Origin of the sequence: Pseudomonas sp. YH-1, from assembly GCF_051990045.1 — a bacterium.
Lineage (GTDB): Bacteria > Pseudomonadota > Gammaproteobacteria > Pseudomonadales > Pseudomonadaceae > Pseudomonas > Pseudomonas nicosulfuronedens.
This window is the reverse complement of the sequence record NZ_CP178184.1, coordinates 1,491,156-1,509,345: the sequence shown is the minus strand read 5'-3', so window position 1 is coordinate 1,509,345 and position 18,190 is coordinate 1,491,156. Positions and strand designations below refer to the sequence as shown.

Below are 18,190 nucleotides of genomic sequence, written 5' to 3'. Positions count from 1 at the left end.
AGCCACTCCACTCATGTGTCTGTGTCATCCCTTCCGGGTAAAGGCCAGAACGCGCTCATCGGCGACCGGTTCGAGCAGCGGGTGGTGCCAATCGGCGACCTCGCCCACTCCGATCACCAGCAGCCCCCCAGGCGCCAGCCGCTCGGCCAGGCGATTGAGGATGTCCCGCCGCCGCCAGCGGCGGAAATAGATCAGCAGGTTCTGGCAAAAAATCACGTCCATGCCGGACATTGGCGCCTTGGCCAGTTCCAGCACATTCAGCCGCGCGCAACAGACGCGCCCGGCGAGATCGGGTATCACACGGTATCGACCGTCATCCTGCGCGCTGAAGTAGCGCGTGGCCAGTTCCGGGTCGATATCCTCCAGCTTGCGTGCCGCGTAGCTCGCCTCGCGCGCCCGGTTCAGGGCATTGAGGCTGATGTCGGTGCCGGTCACGCCGAACAGCGGCGCCAGACCTGCATCTTCCAGTACCTTGGCGGCCACCATGGCGAGGGAGTAAGGCTCCTCGCCACTGGAACAGCCGACGCTCCACAAGGCCAGTGGCCGGCTCGGGCCGACCTCTGCGAGGCGCCGGAGCAGGAAGCTCTCCAGCACGTCGAAGGATGCCTTGTGGCGAAAGAAACGGGTTTCCTGAACGGTGAGGCGGTCCAGCAGGTTCGACCACTCGACGGCGCCGCGTGGGCCGTCGGTGACCTGGCGGTAATAGGTGCCATAGTCGGCGATACCCAGTTCGCGCATCCGCGCGCCCAGGCTGGTCTGCAGGAAGGCACGGCGCTGCTCGTTGACCACGACGCCGGTCCGGTCTTCCAACAGTGCCTGCCAGTCGCGGAAGTCCGCGGCCGACATGTCGGCCAACGGCTGCAACGACCAGACGCCACTTGCCTGCATGTCGCGCCCCTCGCTCAAGATTGTCGTGCGCTACCCGGCAAAGAGCAGCGCACCTCCTCTGCTCAGGCCTGTTCGGCGGTGTCCGGCAGTTTGAAGCCGGATACGGAGTGGCGCATCTCGCCGGCCATCTTGGCCAAGTTACCAATGCTGCGCGCAGTAGCGGTGGTACCGGCAGAGGTCTGCGAGGTGATCTCCTGGATCACGTTCATGGTGTTGGAAATGTGGCCGGCGGAGGAGGCCTGCTGACGGGCGGCGTTGGAAATGTTCTGGATCAACGCTGCCAGGGTCTTGGATACCTTCTCGATCTCTTCCAGGGACACACCGGCGTCCTGCGCCAGGCGGGCACCGCGGACCACCTCGGAGGTGGTCTGTTCCATCGAGATCACCGCTTCGTTGGTGTCGGTCTGAATGGTCTTCACCAGCGCTTCGATCTGCTTGGTCGCTGCGGAAGAACGTTCCGCCAGACGCTGTACTTCGTCCGCTACCACGGCGAAGCCGCGACCCGCGTCGCCCGCCATGGACGCCTGGATCGCGGCGTTCAGGGCGAGGATGTTGGTCTGGTCGGCGATGTCGTTGATCAGGCTTACGATGTCACCGATCTCCTGGGACGATTCACCGAGGCGCTTGATCCGCTTCGAGGTGTCCTGGATCTGCTCACGGATGTTGTCCATGCCGGTGATGGTGTTGTGCACCACTTCGTTGCCCTTGTTGGCGATGGCTACGGAACGTTCCGCTACCGCCGAGGACTCGGAGGCGTTCGCCGATACCTGGTCAATGGACACGGCCATTTCGTTGATCGCGGCGGAGGCGCCGGCGATTTCCTGTGCCTGGTGCTCGGAAGCCTCGGCCAGGTGCATGGCGGTGGCCTGGGTTTCCTGGGCGGCGGCGGCCACCTGCACGGCGGTCAGGTTGATGGTTTCCACCAGCTCTCGGAGCTGGTCGATGGAGTAGTTGATGGAGTCCGCGATCGCACCGGTGAAGTCCTCGGTTACCGTCGCGGCCACCGTCAGGTCACCGTCGGCGAGGTCGGCGATTTCGTCGAGCAGTCGCAGAATCGCCGCCTGGTTACGCTCGTTCTTCTCGGCGGTCTCGGCCAGTCGGCGGTTGGTCTCACGCACCATCACCAGGCCGATGAGGATGATCGCGCCCAGGGCGATGATACCCAGCGCGGCGCTGGCGACCTGGTTGAACACACGGCCTTCGGCCAGGTTCTCGAAGCCGGCGGCGAGGCTGGAAGCCTTGTCCAGCAGGGTCTGCGAGCCACCGAAGATGGTGTTGGCGGCTTCACGGACCTGGAACAGTTCCGGGGAGGTCTCGAGGATCTCATCCACCGAGCCGGACACGAATTCGAAGAGTTCGGCGATCTCGTTGAGGCGATCCACCGCTTCGGCGTTGGTCACCTTGGAGATGCTCATCGCCGCGTTGCCTTCCTTCATGCCCTTGAGTACGCGGCCGAAGAGGCTGGCGTCACGGCCGAAGCTGTCGGCGGCCTGCACCGAGTTCTCGTCACCGGCCAGCACCTTGTTCACCGAGCCGAGGATACGTTCGGCCAGCAGCGACTGGCGTTGGGCTACCGCGACCTGGTCGGCCGGGGCGCCGTTTTCCAGCAGGATATCGACGACCTCTTCGTACTCCACCTGCAGCTGCGGGATGGTTTCGGCGAGGGTCGCGGCTACCTGGTGCAGGGACAGTACGGTCTGTTCGCTGGCGAGGATGGAGTCGGCGTTCTTGCGCAGGGTGTCCCAGTCCTTCTGCACATCCGCCATCTGCGGTTGTACCGAATCCGGGCTCGGCGGCAGGCCGGTGCTCTCGTCACCCTTGGAGAGGATGTTCCAGCGCTTCTCGAAGTCGTTGCGCGCTTCTTTCAGCAGCTTGAACGCCTCCGCCTTGCCCGCCGCGGCTTCCGTGGCGTTCTTGGCGATACGCTGGGACAGCACGCGCAGTTCGCCGGCATGGCCGATGTACTGCTTGTCGTGGTTCGCCTGGGTGTTGAGGTAAGCGAAGTTGGCGAACAGCAAGACGATCGCCACGATCAGGACCACGAAGAGTCCGAGGATCAGCGAGCTGCTACGCGCACCCGAAAAAAGACTGCCTGCCTTTATATTTTTCATATTCGGCCCCCGCCTGGACCCACCACGATTACGAATTCCATGTCACAACAAGGGCCGGCAACGCCGGCCCAACCGGTCAAACGCTAGCTGGCGACATCCAGGAACCCCGGGTGTTGAGCCAGCGCATGCGGACTGAACACGAGCCAGGGTTGCTCCCGGTGGAAGACGCCATGAATAAAGGGTTGCAGGACCGCTTCGAGGGGCGGCAGCTGCTCGGAGAAGGTGTCCACCGGGAAGTGCTGCATGCCGAACACCTCATCGACGATGAGGCCGGCGAAGACTTCCTGGTGTTCCACGACGAGCACGCGCCGCTGTTTGCGCAGAGGCGAAAGCTCCGCGCCGAGGAAACCGCACAGGTCCATGATCGGCAACAGGCGGCCGCGCACGTTGGCGACCCCCTTCACCCAGTCACGGACACCGGGCAGCAGTGTGTAGCGCGGTTCGTGAAGAACCTCGCCGACCTCCCCCATGGGCGCCACGAACAGGCGCCCAGCCATGCGAAAGCCGATACCGTTCCAGCTCTGCACCACCTCGCGCTGCGCGGGCAGACCCGCGGCCAGCTGACGACAGCGCTGATCGATCTGGACGAGAACCTCGAAAGGACTCTGGACTTCCGCCATGCCGGCCCTGGCCTTCTCTAATAATTATGTTCTGGTCGTGCAGGTACGGCTGTATCAGCCGGCCAGCACCGAATTGATGGTCTTGAGCAGTGTCTCTTCGTCCACCGGCTTGGTCAGGTAGTCGCGAGCGCCCTGGCGCTTGCCCCAGACCTTGTCGGTCTCCTGGTCCTTGGTGGTGACGATGATCACCGGAATCGCGCTGGTTTCCGGGTCCTTGGACAGCTGACGGGTCGCCTGGAAGCCGTTCAGGCCGGGCATGACGATGTCCATCAGGACGACGTCGGGCTTTTCCTGGCGAGCCAGGGCCACGCCATCGGCGCCATTTTCGGCCTTGAGTACCTGGTGCGAGTGCTTTTCCAGCATCGCGGTCAGCTTGTACATCTCGGTCGGCGAGTCATCAACAATCAGAATTCGAGCCATTGTGGTCCCCATACGGAATAGGCGTCACCGGCGCTCGCGCCGGACTTCAGGAAGCGTGCTCCACCGGGGTGAAGTCGGGCACATGGGTCTTGATCGCGCCGAGCAGTTCTTCCTTGCTGAAGGGCTTGGTGAGGTACTGATCGGAACCGACGATGCGACCCTTGGCCTTGTCGAACAGGCCGTCCTTGGAGGACAGCATGATCACCGGCGTGGATTTGAATGCACTGTTGTTCTTGATCAGGGCGCAGGTCTGATAGCCATCCAGGCGCGGCATCATGATGTCAACGAAGATGATGCTGGGATGGGTATCGGCGATCTTGGCCAGCGCATCGAAGCCGTCGATGGCTGTAATGACATCGCAGCCGACTTTCTTCAGCAGGGTTTCAGCCGTGCGACGAATCGTCTTGGAATCGTCGATCACCATTACTTTCAAACCGTCGGAATGCTGTTCCATGTTCGCCCTTACCATCTCGGTGAGTCGTTTTTCCGCTTTTTATTTCAGTGCGCAAGCGCCCTGCCACCGTCGGGCTGCGACCCAATCGTGGGAACCTTTTACCACAATCGTCAGAATCTTTACCACGCCCAGCAAATTCAGGCCATAAGACCCCGAACGCGCAGGCTTTTTCCTTGACCGAGCGCACATCCAGCGCCACCCTGAGCGTCCATTTTCAGCCTTTGCGGCGCGGCCCGGAGTCGCAGCCCCAAGCCGACGAATTCCCCCAGGAGGACATCCCATGAGCGTACGCCTCGGGATCGTGATGGACCCCATCGCGCAGATCAGTTTCAAGAAGGACAGCTCGCTGGCCATGTTGCTGGCCGCCCAGGCCCGTGGTTGGCAGCTCTTCTATATGGAACAGCAGGACCTTTACCAGAAAGAGAACGTCGCCCGTGGCCGCATGCGCCCGCTCAAGGTGTTCTACGATCCGGCCCACTGGTTCGAACTGGAAGAGGAAGTCGACCAACCGCTGTCGGACCTGGACGTGATCCTGATGCGCAAGGACCCGCCCTTCGACAACGAGTTCGTCTACTCCACCTACCTGCTGGAACAGGCTGAAACCGCCGGCACCCTCATCGTCAACAAGCCGCAGAGCCTGCGTGACTGCAACGAGAAGTACTTCGCCACGCTGTTCCCGCAGTGCGCGCCACCGACGGTGGTGAGCCGCCGGTCCGACATTCTCCGCGAATTCGCCGCGGAGCATCGTGACATCATTCTCAAACCCCTGGATGGCATGGGCGGATCGATGATCTTCCGCCACCGCGAAGGCGACCCGAACCTCTCGGTGATCCTCGAGACCCTGACCCGCCACGGCCAGGAACAGGTCATGGCGCAGCGCTACCTGCCGGCCATCAAGGACGGCGACAAGCGCATCCTGATGATCGACGGTGAGCCGGTGGAATACTGCCTGGCGCGCATTCCCGCCCAGGGCGAGACCCGCGGCAACCTGGCCGCCGGCGGTCGCGGCGTGGCCCAGCCGCTGACCGAGCGCGACCGCTGGATCGCCGCCCAGGTCGGCCCGGAACTGCGCAAGCGCGGCCTGCTGTTCGTCGGCCTGGACGTGATCGGCGAGAACCTCACCGAGATCAACGTCACCAGCCCGACCTGCATCCGCGAGATCGATGCGGCCTACGACACGCGCATCGGTGAGAGACTGATGGCAGTCATCGACGAAAAGCTCAAGGCGCGCAGTGCGTCATAGACTTTTATAAGCCTCGTCGGCAGACTTCCGCCCCACCCTGGCCTACGCGACCCGCAATGAACGCTGCAACCCACCAAGACTTCCCCGTGTCCTCCGGCGTACGTCCGGCGGACCGTCTGGGTTTCACCCTGTTCGTTGCGGCCATCCTGCACGTGGCCGTGCTGCTGGGGGTGGGCTTCACCATGCCCAGCCCCAGCCAGTTGAGCAAAACCCTGGAAATTACCCTGGCCAGCTTCAAGAGCGACAAGGCGCCGGAAAAGGCCGACTACCTCGCCCAGATGAACCAGCAGGGCAGCGGCACCCTGGAACACAAGGCGATCCCCAAGACCACCGAGCAGGCGCCATTCCAGGACACCGAGGTCAAGAAAGTCTCGCCGCCGGCCACCCCGCGCCAGGCCAAGAGCCCGGAAGCGCCCAAGGCCGCCGTCGCCACCCGCACCCCGCGCCCGGACAAGGTGCAGACCAAACAGCAGACGCCCAAGGCCGAGACCGTCGCCAAGCCGGCGCCGCAGTTCGACTCCGCCCAGCTCTCGGCGGAAATCTCCAGCCTCGAAGCCGATCTCGCCCGCGACCAGCAGGCCTACGCCAAGCGCCCGCGCATCCACCGCCTGAGCGCCGCCTCGACCATGCGCGACAAGGGCGCCTGGTACAAGGAAGAGTGGCGCAAGAAGATCGAGCGCATCGGCAACCTCAATTACCCGGACGAAGCCCGTCGCCAGCGCATCTATGGCAGCCTGCGCCTGCTCGTATCGATCAACCGCGACGGCTCGCTATATGAAGTGCAGGTGCTCGAATCTTCCGGCCAGCCCACCCTCGACCAGGCCGCCCAGCGCATCGTGCGCCTGGCCGCGCCCTTCGCGCCCTTCTCGGGTGATCTGAATGACATCGATCGCCTGGAAATCATCCGCACCTGGCGCTTCGAGCGCGGCGATCGCCTGTCCAGCAACTGAGCCAGCGCGCTGGATAACGCCAGCTGACGCTTTCAAGTCTTGTCCCTTTGGCCCCCAGGCCTGACACTAGCCGGCATGAAAAGCACAGCCGCCAGCTACCTCAAGCACCATTTCCTGATCGCCATGCCGCACATGGCGGACTCCAACTTTGCCCAGACCGTCACCTACCTCGTGGAACACAACGAGCAGGGCGCCATGGGCCTGATCATCAATCGCCCCAGCGGCCTGAGCCTCGCCGATGTGCTCGAACAATTGCGTCCGGATGAATTGCCGCCGGTGCGCTGCCAGGGCGTGACCATCTATACCGGCGGGCCGGTACAGACCGATCGCGGCTTCGTCCTGCACCCTGCCGGGCGCAGCTACCAGGCCACCCTGGAGCTGGGCGAGCTGTCGCTCTCCACTTCCCAGGACGTGCTGTTCGCCATAGCCGACGGCAGCGGGCCCGCGCAGCACCTGATCACCCTCGGTTATGCGGGTTGGGAAGCCGGCCAGCTGGAAGCCGAACTGGCCGACAATGCCTGGCTGACCTGCCCTGCCGACCCCGCGGTACTCTTCGATGTTCCGGCCGAGCAGCGCCTGTCAGCGGCCGCCGAGCGCCTGGGGGTCAACCTCAGCCTGCTCACCGCCCAGGCCGGGCACGCCTGATGAGTAGCAAACCCCTGCGCCTGCTCCTGGGTTTCGACTACGGCACCAAGCAGATCGGCGTCGCCGTCGGCCAGGCCATCACCGGCCAGGCTCGCGAGCTCTGCGTGCTCAAGGCGCAGAACGGCGTGCCGGACTGGAACCGTGTCGAAGCCCTGATCAAGGAATGGCAGCCCGACGCCATCGTCGTCGGCCTGCCGCTGAACATGGACGGCACCCCCAGCGACATGAGCGAGCGCGCCGAGAAATTCGCCCGCCGCCTGCACGGCCGCTACAACCTGCCGGTGCACACCCACGACGAACGCCTGACCACCTACGCCGCCAAGGGCGAACGCCTGGCCCAGGGCCAGACGGGTGGCTACCGCGAGCGCCCGGTGGACGCCCTGGCCGCCGCCCTGCTGCTGGAGGGCTGGCTGGCCGACAACGCCACCGCATGATCCGAGGCCGCGGTGCCGGCCCTGCCGCAGCGTCCTTGACCTGAGGCAGCGCCAGCGCGGCGAAAGCCACTAAGCTTGCCGGACCAGTCCTTCCCGGAACGGTCCGCCCCGATGGCCGCCCGCGCCGGGTGGCCTCGCCAACCGAACCGGAGACGTCATGACCCTGCCCAGCCCCGCCGAACTCATCCCCCGCATGGCTACCGACCTGCGCAACTACCTGGCGCAGCGCGGGATCGACGCGCCGCGCTTCGTCGGCATCCACACCGGTGGCATCTGGGTCGCCCAGGAACTGCTCAAGGCACTGGGCAGCGACGAGATCCTCGGCATCCTCGACGTCTCCTTCTACCGCGACGATTTCACCCGCAGCGGCCTGCACCCACAGGTCCGTCCGTCGGAACTGCCCTTCGAGATCGACGGCCAGCATCTGGTCCTGGTGGACGACGTGCTGATGAGCGGCCGGACCATCCGCGCCGCGCTCAACGAGCTGTTCGACTACGGTCGCCCGGCCAGCGTGACCCTGGTCAGCCTGGTGGACCTGAACAAGCGCGAACTGCCAATTCGTCCGGATGTCGTCGGCGAAACCCTGTCATTGGCACCCAACGAGCGGGTAAAATTGCGCGGTCCCGCACCACTTGTCCTCGAGCGCACGCTTCTCAGCACCGCGCTGTAACCCCGCGCGCCCGGACCTCCACCTCCTACTTTCAGGGCCTGCCACATGCCGACCGACGCCAAGCGCCCGCTGCAGCTCAACGACCTGGGCCAGCTGCGCCACTTCCTCTCGCTCGACGGGTTGTCCCGCGAACTGCTGACTGAAATCCTCGATACCGCCGACTCCTTCCTCGAAGTCGGCGCCCGCGCGGTGAAGAAAGTCCCGCTGCTGCGCGGCAAGACCGTGTGCAACGTGTTCTTCGAAAACTCCACGCGCACCCGTACTACCTTTGAACTGGCCGCCCAGCGCCTGTCCGCCGACGTCATCTCGCTGAACGTGTCGACCTCCTCGACCAGCAAGGGCGAGACACTCACCGACACCCTGCGCAACCTCGAGGCCATGGCCGCCGACATGTTCGTCGTGCGTCACAGCGACTCGGGTGCCGCGCACTTCATCGCCGAGCACGTCAGCCCCAACGTCGCCGTGATCAACGGCGGCGACGGCCGTCACGGCCACCCGACCCAGGGCATGCTCGACATGCTCACCATCCGCCGCCACAAGGGCAGCTTCGAGAACCTCTCGGTGGCCATCGTCGGCGACATCCTGCACTCGCGGGTGGCGCGCTCCGACATGCTGGCGCTGAAGACCCTGGGCTGCCCGGACATCCGCGTTATCGCCCCGCGCACCCTGCTGCCCGTGGGCCTGGAAGAACAGTACGGCGTGAAAGTCTTCACCGATGCCAACGAAGGCCTGAAGGACGTCGACGTGGTGATCATGCTGCGCCTGCAGCGCGAGCGCATGGCCGGCGGCCTGCTGCCCAGCGAGGGCGAGTTCTTCAAGCTCTACGGCCTGACCCAGAAGCGCCTGCAGCTGGCCAAGCCCGACGCCATCGTCATGCACCCCGGCCCGATCAACCGCGGCGTGGAAATCGACTCTGCCGTGGCCGACGGCGAACAGTCGGTGATCCTCAACCAGGTCACCTACGGCATCGCCATCCGCATGGCCGTGCTGTCCATGGCCATGAGCGGCCAGAACGCCCAACGCCAGCTGGAACAGGAGGACGCGCAATGACCGTCAGTATTCGTGGCGCCCACCTGATCGACCCGGCCAGCGGCCTGGACAAGGTCTGCGACCTGCACATCGAGGCCGGCCGCATTGTCGCCATCGGCGACGCCCCCGCAGACTTCCACGCCGCCCAGGAAATCGACGCCGCCGGCCTGATCGCCGCGCCCGGGCTGGTCGACCTGAGCGTCGCCCTGCGCGAGCCGGGCTACAGCCGCAAGGGCAACATCGAGAGCGAAACCCGCGCCGCCGCCGCCGGTGGCGTCACCAGCCTGTGCTTCCCACCGCAGACCAAGCCGGTGCTGGACACCTCGGCGGTCGCCGAGCTGATCCTCGACCGCGCCCGCGAGGCCGGCAACGCCAAGGTCTTCCCTATCGGCGCGCTGACCAGAGGCCTGGCCGGGGAGCAGCTGTCCGAACTGGTCGCCCTGCGCGACGCCGGCTGCGTGGCGTTCACCAACGGCCTGGCGCCGATGGCGAGCAACCGCGTGCTGCTGCGCTCGCTGGAATACGCGGCGACCTTCGACCTGACCGTGATCTTCACCTCCCAGGATGCCGAACTGGCTGGCGACGGCATCGCCCACGAGGGCCCGACCGCCAGCTTCCGCGGCCTGGCTGGTATCCCGGAAACCGCCGAGACCGTGGCCCTGGCCCGCAACCTGCTGCTGGTGGAACAATCCGGCGTGCGAGCGCACTTCAGCCAGCTGACCAGTGCCCGTGGCGTCGAGATGATCGCCCAGGCCCAGGCCCGCGGCCTGCCGGTTACCGCCGACGTGGCGCTGTACCAGCTGATTCTTACCGACGAGGCGCTGGCGGACTTCTCCAGCCTGTACCACGTGCAGCCGCCGCTGCGCTCGCGCAAGGACCGCGACGCCCTGCGCAAAGCGGTGAAGAGCGGGGTGATCCAGGCCATCGCCAGCCATCACCAGCCCCATGAGCAGGACGCGAAGAACGCTCCGTTCGCCGCCACCGATCCGGGCATCAGCAGCGTCGAGCTGCTGCTGCCGCTGGCCATGACCCTGGTGCAGGACGGCCTGCTCGACCTGCCGACCCTGCTCGCACGCCTCTCCAGCGGCCCGGCCGCCGCCCTGCGTCTGCCGGCCGGCAAACTGGCCGTGGGGGCTGCGGCGGACGTGGTGCTGTTCGAAGCCGAAGGCCAGACCCTGGTGGGCGAGACCTGGCACTCCCGTGGCCAGAATTGCCCGTTCCTCGGCCACTGCCTGCCGGGCGTGGTGCGCTGCACCCTGGTGGACGGACATATCGTCCACGCGGTGTAACGCCTCATCGCTCCATGAAAAAGCCCGCCGATTGGCGGGCTTTTTTATTGGGGCATCCGCAGGGAGCTCGGACGCAGGATGGGTGGAGCGGAGCGATACCCATGCTGTCGGTGCCGAAAATGATGGGTATCGCTTCGCTCTACGCCATCCTACGAAGGCGCAGACGTGCGCGGCTTCGCGCCCTTGTAGGAGCGAGCTTGCTCGCGAACCGCCCAGCCTCAGTGCCCGGAATGTTCGCGAGCAAGCTCGCTCCTACGAAAAGCCGTCCTAGATCATCGCCAGCGCCTTGGCCAGATCGGCACGCAGGTCCTCCACGTCTTCCACCCCCACCGACAGGCGAATCAGCGAATCGCCAATGCCCAGCGCCGCGCGGTTTTCCGGCGGGATGCTGGCGTGGGTCATGATCGCCGGGTGCTCGATCAGGCTTTCCACGCCGCCCAGGCTTTCCGCGAGGGCGAACAGCTGGACGTTCTCCAGGAAGCGCCGCGAGCCGGCGAGATCGGTGTCCAGGTCCAGCGAGATCATCCCGCCGAAGCCTTTCATCTGGGTGCGCGCCAGTTCGTGCTGCGGATGCGACGGCAGGCCGGGGTAATAGACGCGCTTCACCTGCGGCTGCTGCTCCAGCCATTTCGCCAGGTCGAGGGCATTGGCGCAGTGCCGTTCCATGCGTAGCGCCAGGGTCTTCACCCCGCGCAGGGTAAGGAAGGCGTCGAACGGGCCGGCGATGGCGCCCACCGAGTTCTGCAGGAAGCCCAGCCGCTCGGCGAGATCGGGGTTGTCGCCGACGATGGCGATGCCGCCGATCACGTCCGAGTGGCCATTGAGGTACTTGGTGGTGGAGTGCACGACGATGTCGAAGCCCAGGTCCAGCGGGCGTTGCACGTACGGGCTGGCGAAGGTGTTGTCGGCCACGCAGAGGATGCCGCGCTCGCGGCAGGTGCGGGCGATGGCGGCCAGATCGGTCAGGCGCAGCAGCGGGTTGCTCGGGGTTTCCACCCAGACCATGCGCGTCTTGTCGGTCAATGCTGCTTCCAACGCGCCGGGTTGGGCCAGGTCGGCGAAGTGGAAGTCATGCCCGGCGCTACGCCGGCGCACCCGCTCGAACAGACGGAAGGTGCCGCCGTAGAGGTCGTTGCCGGAGACGATGTGCGAGCTGGCGTCGAGCAGCTCCAGCACCGCCGAAATCGCCGCCAGCCCCGAGGCGAAGGCAAACGCCTTGCTGCCGCCTTCCAGGTCCGCCACACAGCGCTCCAGCGCCCAGCGTGTGGGGTTGTGCGAGCGGCCGTAGTCCAGCCCCTTGTGCACGCCGGGGCTGTCCTGGCGATAGGTGGAATTGGCGTAGATCGGCGGCATGATCGCCCCGGTGGAAGGGTCCGGCTCCTGCCCGGCGTGGATCACGCGGGTGGCGAAACCGAGGCGGTCGTCGTGCTGGCTCATGCGAGGGTCCTCCGTAGATGGTTGAGCAGGTCGAAGCGGGTGATCAGGCCGTGGAAGCCCGAGGCGTCGGCGATGATCGCCACCAGGCCGCGCGCCAGCACGGCTTCCAGTTCGCCCAGGCTGGCGCCGGGGGCGAGGGTTTCCGGGGTGTCGCTCATGGCGCTGGCGACCTCGCGACGGTAGTGCGCCGGGTCGTCATGCACGCCCATGAGGATGTCGGACTCGTCGATCACGCCGACCAGCCGAGGCCCATCCAGCACGGGCAGTTGCGAAACATCCGCCAGGCGCATGCGCTGGAAGGCGGTAAGCAGCGTGTCGCCGGGGCCGACGCTGACCACCCGGCCCTCCTCGAAGCGCCGCGCGATGATGTCGCGCAGGTCGCCGTAGCGCTTGCGCTGCAGCAGGCCCTGGTCGGTCATCCACTGGTCGTTGTAGATCTTCGACAGGTAGCGCGTGCCGGTGTCGCAGACCAGGCTGACCACCCGCTTGGGTGCTTTCTGCTCGCGGCAGAAGCGCAGTGCGGCGGCCAGCAGTGTGCCGGTGGATGAACCGGCGGCGATGCCTTCGTTGCGCAGCAGTTCGCGGGCGGTGGAGAAGCTTTCCTCGTCACTGATCGAGTAGGCGTGGCGCACGCTGGAGAGATCGGCAATCGACGGCACGAAGTCTTCGCCGATGCCCTCCACCGCCCAGGCGCCGGGTGTGCCGATGGCGCCGGAGCGCGAATACTCGGCCATGATCGAACCCACCGGGTCGGCCAGGACCATTTCCAGGTCCGGCTGGACCTTCTGGAAGAAGCGGGTCAGGCCGGTAAGGGTGCCGGCGGAGCCGACGCCGACCACCACGGCATCGAGGTCATGGCCGGTCTGCGCCCAGATTTCCGGGCCAGTGCCGGTCTCGTGGGCCAGCGGGTTGGCGGGGTTGTTGAACTGGTCGGCAAAGAAGGCGTTCGGCAGGTCTTTCGCCAGCCGCGCAGCGACGTCCTGGTAGTACTCGGGGTGCCCCTTGCCGACATCGGAGCGAGTGATGTGCACTTCGGCGCCCATGGCGCGCAGGTGCAGGACCTTCTCGGTGGACATCTTGTCCGGCACCACCAGCACCACCCGATAGCCTTTGGCGCGTCCCACCAGCGCCAGGCCCAGGCCGGTGTTGCCGGCGGTGGCTTCGACGATGACGCCGCCGGGCTTGAGCCGGCCGTCACGCTCGGCGGCCTCGATCATGGCGACACCGATGCGGTCCTTGATGGAGCCGCCGGGGTTCTGTGATTCGAGCTTGAGGAACAGGGTGCAGGGTCCGGTATCGAAGCGGGTAACGCGGACCATGGGGGTATTGCCGATCAGGTCGAGTACGGCAGGGCGGGATTCGTTGCTCATGGCAGCCACTCCTTCTGCGGCGCCACGGGGATCGCCCGACAGCGCCTGCTACTGTCCTCCTGACCTTAGGCGGGAGGCACAGGTCGCGCCAGGCGGCGCGACGAAAGAGAGCGGTGCAGCTTTTCGTAGGAGCGAGCTTGCTCGCGAACGAACCTCGTGCCATGCGGTTCGCGAGCAAGCTCGCTCCTACATAAAGATGGATCGGTGCGGGTTCAGATGCGCTGCGGCCCGTTGCGCTCGGATATCTGGCTGTTCAGCGTCCAGAAGTCGTACAGCACGCCGACCAGGAACAGGCCGCCGGTGAACAGGTAGATGATCCCGGTGATCCACTTGCCCATGTACATGCGGTGCACGCCGAACACGCCCAGGAAGGTCAGCAGGATCCAGGCGACGTTGTAGTCGACACCGCCGGCGCGGTAGCGCTGGTCCGCCGCGTCATCCATGGAAGGGATCAGGAACAGGTCGATGATCCAGCCGATGAAGAACAGGCCCAGGGTGAAGAACCAGATGGTGCCGGTGATCGGACGGCCGTAGTAGAAACGGTGCGAGCCGGTGAAGCCGAAGATCCACAGCAGGTAGCCGATGACCTTGCTGTGGGTATCAGGGTTGGCGGACATGCCTTTCTCCTGTTGCGTGACAAGTTCATCAGCATAAACGAAAAGCCCGCACGGGGCGGGCTTCTCAGGCGCTATCGGCTTGGAAAGCGGAATCAGCGGAAACGGCGGCTGGGATCGTCCTCGCTCATTTCCAGGGTCAGCCCCTGGGTCATGGTGGTCAGGTGGTCGGCGTCGGTCTCCGAGCCCAGCTTGATCATCAGGCGCAGGTCGTTCGCCGAGTCGGCGTAGGCCAGTGCATCTTCGTAGGTGATCTCGCCCTGGGTGTAGAGCTGGTACAGCGCCTGGTCGAAGGTCTGCATGCCCTGCTCGGTGGAGCGTTTCATCAATGGCTTGAGCTCGTGGACCTCGCCCTTGCGGATCAGGTCGGCGGCCAGCGGGGTGTTCAGCAGTACCTCGATCACCGCGCGGCGGCCCTTGCCGTCCGGGGTCGGCACCAGTTGCTGGGCAACGATGGCCTTGAGGTTCAGCGAGAGGTCCATCCACACCTGGCCATGACGGTCGGCCGGGAAGAAGTGGATGATCCGCTCCAGCGCCTGGTTGGCGTTGTTGGCGTGCAGGGTCGCCAGGCACAGGTGGCCGGTTTCGGCGAAGGCCACGGCGTGGTCCATGGTCTCGCGCGAACGCACTTCGCCGATCATGATCACGTCCGGCGCCTGGCGCAGGGTGTTCTTCAGGGCCACCTCGAAGGTATCGGTATCCAGACCCACCTCACGCTGGGTGACGATGCAGCCCTGGTGCTGGTGGATGTATTCGATGGGGTCTTCGATGGAGATGATGTGGCCGGTGGAGTTCTTGTTGCGGTAGCCGATCATCGCCGCCAGCGAGGTGGACTTACCGGTACCGGTGGCACCGACGAAGATCACCAGGCCGCGCTTGGTCATCGCCAGCTTCTTGAGGATTTCCGGCAGCTTCAGGTCATCGATGGTCGGGATGTTGGTCTCGATGCGGCGCAGCACCATGCCCACCAGGTTGCGCTGGTAAAAGGCGCTGACACGGAAGCGCCCCACGCCGCGGGCGCTGATGGCGAAGTTGCACTCGTGGTTCTCGGCGAAGTCGCGGCGCTGCTGCTCGTTCATCACCGACAGCACGGTCTCGCGGGTCTGTTCCGGCGACAGCGCGGTCTTGGTGACCGGCAGCACCTTGCCGTTGACCTTCATCGAAGGCGGCACACCCGCCGTGATGAACAGGTCGGACGCTCCCTTTTCCACCATCAGGCGCAACAGCTTCTCGAATTCCATGATCTTTCTCGCCGAGTTCACGCTGACTACGACAGGGCTGTCGGATCACGAAGCGGGTGCGTGTGGCGCGCTCCGTGCGCCGGGCCGCGGGGGCCCGGTGGGGTTAGAAGTTTTCCGGGATCTTGGCTTTTTCTTTCGCCGCGTCACGGGTCACCAGGCCTTTGGCGACCAGCCCCTTGAGGCACATGTCGAGGGTCTGCATGCCGATCGCGCCGCCGGTCTGGATGGCGGAGTACATCTGCGCGACCTTGTCCTCGCGGATCAGGTTACGGATCGCCGGGGTGCCGATCATGATCTCGTGGGCCGCGACACGGCCGCCGCCGATCTTCTTCAGCAGGGTCTGGGAAATCACCGCCTGCAGGGATTCGGAGAGCATGGAGCGGACCATGGATTTTTCCTCGGCCGGGAACACGTCGACGATACGGTCGATGGTCTTGGCCGCGGAGGTGGTGTGCAGGGTGCCGAATACCAGGTGGCCGGTTTCCGCGGCGGTCAGCGCCAGGCGGATGGTCTCCAGGTCACGCATCTCACCCACCAGGATGATGTCCGGGTCTTCACGCAGTGCCGAACGCAGGGCCTCGTTGAAGCCCAGGGTGTCGCGGTGCACTTCGCGCTGGTTGACCAGACACTTCTTCGACTCGTGGACGAATTCGATCGGATCTTCGACGGTGAGGATGTGGCTGTACTTGGTGTTGTTCAGGTAGTCGAGCATCGCTGCCAGCGAGGTGGACTTGCCCGAACCGGTCGGGCCGGTCACCAGTACCAGGCCGCGCGGCACGTCGGAGACGCGCTTGAAGACTTCGCCCATCCCCAGGTCTTCCATGGTCAGGACCTTGGAGGGAATGGTCCGGAACACGGCGCCGGCGCCGCGGTTCTGGTTGAAGGCGTTGACCCGGAAGCGGGCTACGCCCGGCACTTCGAAGGAGAAGTCGGTCTCCAGGAACTCTTCGTAATCCTTGCGCTGCTTGTCGTTCATGATGTCGTAGATCAGCGCGTGAACCTGCTTGTGCTCGAGCGGCGGCAGGTTGATGCGGCGGACATCGCCGTCGACGCGGATCATCGGCGGCAGGCCGGCCGAGAGGTGCAGGTCCGAAGCGCCCTGCTTGGCGCTGAAGGCGAGCAGCTCGGTAATATCCATGGGACTCCCCAATCAAGAGCAAGCAGGTAGAATGCCGCAGAACACGCAGCAGCCGGGCGGAAAAGCGACGGTAATGTCCACGATAGCAGAGAATATTGCAAAGGTTCGCGTACGAATCCGTGAGGCGGAACAAGCGAAAAATCGCACGCCTGGCTCGGTGCAGTTGCTTGCCGTGAGCAAGACCAAACCCGCCGCCGCCATCCGCGAAGCGTATGCCGAAGGCCTGGCCGATTTTGGCGAGAACTACCTGCAGGAAGCGCTGCTCAAGCAGGCCGAGCTGGCCGACCTGCCGCTGACCTGGCACTTCATCGGCCCCATCCAGTCGAACAAGACCCGGCCCATCGCCGAGCACTTCGACTGGGTGCACTCGGTGGACCGCCTGAAAGTCGCCCAGCGCCTCTCCGAGCAGCGCCCGGCGAACCTGCCGCCGCTGAACGTGCTGCTGCAGGTGAACGTCAGCGGCGAGGACAGCAAGTCCGGTTGCGCCCCTGCGGAGCTGCCCGCCCTCGCCCAGGCGGTGGCGCAACTGCCCCACCTGAAACTGCGCGGCCTGATGGCGATCCCCGAACCCACCGAGGACATTGCCGCGCAGCACGCCGCCTTTGCCCGCCTGCGCGAGCTGATGCAAGCCCTGAACCTCGGCCTGGACACCCTGTCCATGGGCATGAGCCACGACCTTGAAGCCGCCATCGGCGAGGGCGCCACCTGGGTGCGGATCGGTACCGCCCTGTTCGGCGCCCGCGACTACGGCGCCTCGCACTGACGCACTGAATGAATAAAGGAAGAGACTCCATGAGCAGCACCCGCATTGCCTTCATCGGCGCCGGCAACATGGCCGCCAGTCTCATCGGCGGCCTGCGTGCCAAGGGCGTGCCGGCCGGCAATATCCGCGCCAGCGATCCGGGCGCCGAACAGCGCGCGAAGATTGCCGCCGAGCACGGCATCGAAGTGGTCGGCGACAACGCCAGCGCCGTGGCAGGTGCCGACGTGGTGGTCCTGGCGGTCAAGCCGCAGGTCATGAAGGACGTCTGCCTGGCGCTGGCGCCAGCGCTGACCGACAACGCGCTGATCGTCTCCATCGCCGCCGGCATCCCCTGCGCCAGCCTCGAGCGCTGGCTGGGCGAGGTGAACGGCCAGCCGCGTGCCATCGTCCGCTGCATGCCCAACACCCCGGCGCTGGTCGGCCTGGGCGCTAGCGGCCTGTACCCCAACGCCAGCGTCAGCGCTGCCCAGCGCGAGCAGGCGCAGCAACTGCTGAGCGCCGTGGGCATCGCCCTGTGGCTGGACGAGGAGCGGCAGATCGACGCGGTCACCGCCGTCTCCGGCAGCGGTCCGGCCTACTTCTTCCTGCTGATGGAAGCCATGACCGCCGCTGGCGAGAAACTCGGCCTGTCCCGCGAAGTCGCCGGCCAACTGGCCCGCCAGACTGCCCTGGGCGCCGCGCAGATGGCGACCACCAGCGATGTCGACCCGGCCGAACTGCGCCGCCGCGTGACCTCACCCAAGGGCACTACCGAAGCGGCCATCACCACCTTCCAGGCCAATGGCTTCGAGGCACTGGTGGAGAAAGCCGTGGGCGCTGCCGACCACCGCTCCGCCGAGCTGGCCGAGCAACTGGGCCGCTGATTGCGATGACG

At 65.5% G+C, this 18,190-nt stretch carries 19 protein-coding genes; 9 read left to right on the top strand and 10 right to left on the bottom strand.

Annotated features, from left to right (window positions below; translation table 11 throughout):
* Positions 1-24: 24 nt before the first annotated feature.
* From ACKI1H_RS06995 to pilG, 5 genes are all read right to left on the bottom strand, one after another.
* The gene (locus ACKI1H_RS06995) at positions 25-888 is read right to left on the bottom strand and encodes a protein-glutamate O-methyltransferase (RefSeq protein WP_440467991.1); all 864 of its coding nucleotides are present in this window, start codon (positions 886-888) and stop codon (positions 25-27) included.
* A gap of 62 nt (positions 889-950) precedes the next feature.
* Positions 951-2,999, bottom strand: a complete 2,049-nt coding sequence (locus ACKI1H_RS06990; protein WP_045212954.1) for a methyl-accepting chemotaxis protein — start codon at positions 2,997-2,999, stop codon at positions 951-953.
* A gap of 83 nt (positions 3,000-3,082) precedes the next feature.
* Positions 3,083-3,619: a chemotaxis protein CheW gene (locus tag ACKI1H_RS06985; RefSeq protein ID WP_017520132.1), complete on the bottom strand. Its 537-nt coding sequence runs from the start codon at positions 3,617-3,619 to the stop codon at positions 3,083-3,085.
* 54 nt (positions 3,620-3,673) lie between these two features.
* Positions 3,674-4,039 (bottom strand): twitching motility response regulator PilH, encoded by a 366-nt coding sequence (gene pilH, locus ACKI1H_RS06980; RefSeq protein WP_024766237.1) that lies wholly within the window; start codon positions 4,037-4,039, stop codon positions 3,674-3,676.
* Between the two features lie 46 nt (positions 4,040-4,085).
* Positions 4,086-4,493 (bottom strand): twitching motility response regulator PilG, encoded by a 408-nt coding sequence (pilG, locus tag ACKI1H_RS06975; protein ID WP_015475142.1) that lies wholly within the window; start codon positions 4,491-4,493, stop codon positions 4,086-4,088.
* A 280-nt stretch (positions 4,494-4,773) separates the two neighbouring features.
* On the opposite strand from pilG, the gene gshB reads away from it, so the two are divergent.
* The 7 genes from gshB (at position 4,774) to ACKI1H_RS06940 (ending at position 10,753) form a co-directional block, all read left to right on the top strand.
* A complete protein-coding gene (gshB, locus tag ACKI1H_RS06970; RefSeq protein WP_017520129.1) occupies positions 4,774-5,736 on the top strand; it encodes a glutathione synthase in 963 nt (320 codons plus the stop codon).
* A gap of 56 nt (positions 5,737-5,792) precedes the next feature.
* Entirely contained in the window at positions 5,793-6,686 is an 894-nt protein-coding gene (locus ACKI1H_RS06965; protein WP_081519601.1) for an energy transducer TonB, read from the top strand.
* A 75-nt stretch (positions 6,687-6,761) separates the two neighbouring features.
* Positions 6,762-7,331, top strand: a complete 570-nt coding sequence (locus ACKI1H_RS06960; protein ID WP_440467990.1) for a YqgE/AlgH family protein — start codon at positions 6,762-6,764, stop codon at positions 7,329-7,331.
* Positions 7,328-7,765, top strand: coding sequence for a Holliday junction resolvase RuvX (ruvX, locus tag ACKI1H_RS06955; RefSeq protein WP_440468832.1), 438 nt, complete (start codon positions 7,328-7,330; stop codon positions 7,763-7,765). The genes ACKI1H_RS06960 and ruvX overlap by 4 nt, the downstream gene beginning before the upstream one ends.
* Positions 7,766-7,922: 157 nt before the next feature.
* Positions 7,923-8,435 carry a bifunctional pyr operon transcriptional regulator/uracil phosphoribosyltransferase PyrR gene (gene pyrR / locus ACKI1H_RS06950; protein WP_138519690.1) on the top strand — a complete coding sequence of 171 codons (513 nt, stop codon included), beginning with the start codon at positions 7,923-7,925 and terminating at the stop codon, positions 8,433-8,435.
* Positions 8,436-8,480: 45 nt separating this feature from the next.
* A complete protein-coding gene (locus tag ACKI1H_RS06945; RefSeq protein WP_138519691.1) occupies positions 8,481-9,485 on the top strand; it encodes an aspartate carbamoyltransferase catalytic subunit in 1,005 nt (334 codons plus the stop codon).
* A complete protein-coding gene (locus ACKI1H_RS06940) occupies positions 9,482-10,753 on the top strand; it encodes a dihydroorotase (protein WP_440467989.1) in 1,272 nt (423 codons plus the stop codon). Before ACKI1H_RS06945 ends, ACKI1H_RS06940 begins: the two co-directional genes overlap by 4 nt.
* Before the next feature lie 267 nt (positions 10,754-11,020).
* Here ACKI1H_RS06940 and ACKI1H_RS06935 read toward each other — a convergent pair whose 3' ends face one another.
* From ACKI1H_RS06935 to pilT, 5 genes are all read right to left on the bottom strand, one after another.
* Entirely contained in the window at positions 11,021-12,190 is a 1,170-nt protein-coding gene (locus ACKI1H_RS06935; protein ID WP_440467988.1) for a trans-sulfuration enzyme family protein, read from the bottom strand.
* Positions 12,187-13,560 (bottom strand): pyridoxal-phosphate dependent enzyme, encoded by a 1,374-nt coding sequence (locus ACKI1H_RS06930; RefSeq protein WP_440467987.1) that lies wholly within the window; start codon positions 13,558-13,560, stop codon positions 12,187-12,189. The genes ACKI1H_RS06935 and ACKI1H_RS06930 overlap by 4 nt, the downstream gene beginning before the upstream one ends.
* Before the next feature lie 212 nt (positions 13,561-13,772).
* Positions 13,773-14,177 (bottom strand): NINE protein, encoded by a 405-nt coding sequence (locus tag ACKI1H_RS06925; protein ID WP_138519695.1) that lies wholly within the window; start codon positions 14,175-14,177, stop codon positions 13,773-13,775.
* A 92-nt stretch (positions 14,178-14,269) separates the two neighbouring features.
* The gene (gene pilU / locus ACKI1H_RS06920) at positions 14,270-15,415 is read right to left on the bottom strand and encodes a type IV pilus ATPase PilU (protein WP_138519696.1); all 1,146 of its coding nucleotides are present in this window, start codon (positions 15,413-15,415) and stop codon (positions 14,270-14,272) included.
* Between the two features lie 103 nt (positions 15,416-15,518).
* A complete protein-coding gene (pilT, locus tag ACKI1H_RS06915; RefSeq protein ID WP_017520118.1) occupies positions 15,519-16,553 on the bottom strand; it encodes a type IV pilus twitching motility protein PilT in 1,035 nt (344 codons plus the stop codon).
* A gap of 73 nt (positions 16,554-16,626) precedes the next feature.
* On the opposite strand from pilT, the gene ACKI1H_RS06910 reads away from it, so the two are divergent.
* Positions 16,627-17,316 (top strand): YggS family pyridoxal phosphate-dependent enzyme, encoded by a 690-nt coding sequence (locus ACKI1H_RS06910; protein WP_138519697.1) that lies wholly within the window; start codon positions 16,627-16,629, stop codon positions 17,314-17,316.
* A gap of 29 nt (positions 17,317-17,345) precedes the next feature.
* Positions 17,346-18,179 (top strand): pyrroline-5-carboxylate reductase, encoded by an 834-nt coding sequence (proC, locus tag ACKI1H_RS06905; protein WP_138519698.1) that lies wholly within the window; start codon positions 17,346-17,348, stop codon positions 18,177-18,179.
* Positions 18,180-18,190: the final 11 nt, after the last annotated feature.

Excerpts from the sequence above, each read along its gene's own strand:
- ACKI1H_RS06995 (WP_440467991.1), bottom strand. The coding sequence starts at position 888 with ATGCAGGCAAGTGGCGTCTGGTCGTTGCAGCCGTTGGCCGACATGTCG.
- ACKI1H_RS06990 (WP_045212954.1), bottom strand. The coding sequence starts at position 2,999 with ATGAAAAATATAAAGGCAGGCAGTCTTTTTTCGGGTGCGCGTAGCAGC.
- ACKI1H_RS06985 (WP_017520132.1), bottom strand. The coding sequence starts at position 3,619 with ATGGCGGAAGTCCAGAGTCCTTTCGAGGTTCTCGTCCAGATCGATCAG.
- pilH (WP_024766237.1), bottom strand. The coding sequence starts at position 4,039 with ATGGCTCGAATTCTGATTGTTGATGACTCGCCGACCGAGATGTACAAG.
- pilG (WP_015475142.1), bottom strand. The coding sequence starts at position 4,493 with ATGGAACAGCATTCCGACGGTTTGAAAGTAATGGTGATCGACGATTCC.
- gshB (WP_017520129.1), top strand. The coding sequence starts at position 4,774 with ATGAGCGTACGCCTCGGGATCGTGATGGACCCCATCGCGCAGATCAGT.
- ACKI1H_RS06965 (WP_081519601.1), top strand. The coding sequence starts at position 5,793 with ATGAACGCTGCAACCCACCAAGACTTCCCCGTGTCCTCCGGCGTACGT.
- ACKI1H_RS06960 (WP_440467990.1), top strand. The coding sequence starts at position 6,762 with ATGAAAAGCACAGCCGCCAGCTACCTCAAGCACCATTTCCTGATCGCC.
- pyrR (WP_138519690.1), top strand. The coding sequence starts at position 7,923 with ATGACCCTGCCCAGCCCCGCCGAACTCATCCCCCGCATGGCTACCGAC.
- ACKI1H_RS06945 (WP_138519691.1), top strand. The coding sequence starts at position 8,481 with ATGCCGACCGACGCCAAGCGCCCGCTGCAGCTCAACGACCTGGGCCAG.
- ACKI1H_RS06940 (WP_440467989.1), top strand. The coding sequence starts at position 9,482 with ATGACCGTCAGTATTCGTGGCGCCCACCTGATCGACCCGGCCAGCGGC.
- ACKI1H_RS06935 (WP_440467988.1), bottom strand. The coding sequence starts at position 12,190 with ATGAGCCAGCACGACGACCGCCTCGGTTTCGCCACCCGCGTGATCCAC.
- ACKI1H_RS06930 (WP_440467987.1), bottom strand. The coding sequence starts at position 13,560 with ATGAGCAACGAATCCCGCCCTGCCGTACTCGACCTGATCGGCAATACC.
- ACKI1H_RS06925 (WP_138519695.1), bottom strand. The coding sequence starts at position 14,177 with ATGTCCGCCAACCCTGATACCCACAGCAAGGTCATCGGCTACCTGCTG.
- pilU (WP_138519696.1), bottom strand. The coding sequence starts at position 15,415 with ATGGAATTCGAGAAGCTGTTGCGCCTGATGGTGGAAAAGGGAGCGTCC.
- pilT (WP_017520118.1), bottom strand. The coding sequence starts at position 16,553 with ATGGATATTACCGAGCTGCTCGCCTTCAGCGCCAAGCAGGGCGCTTCG.
- ACKI1H_RS06910 (WP_138519697.1), top strand. The coding sequence starts at position 16,627 with ATGTCCACGATAGCAGAGAATATTGCAAAGGTTCGCGTACGAATCCGT.
- proC (WP_138519698.1), top strand. The coding sequence starts at position 17,346 with ATGAGCAGCACCCGCATTGCCTTCATCGGCGCCGGCAACATGGCCGCC.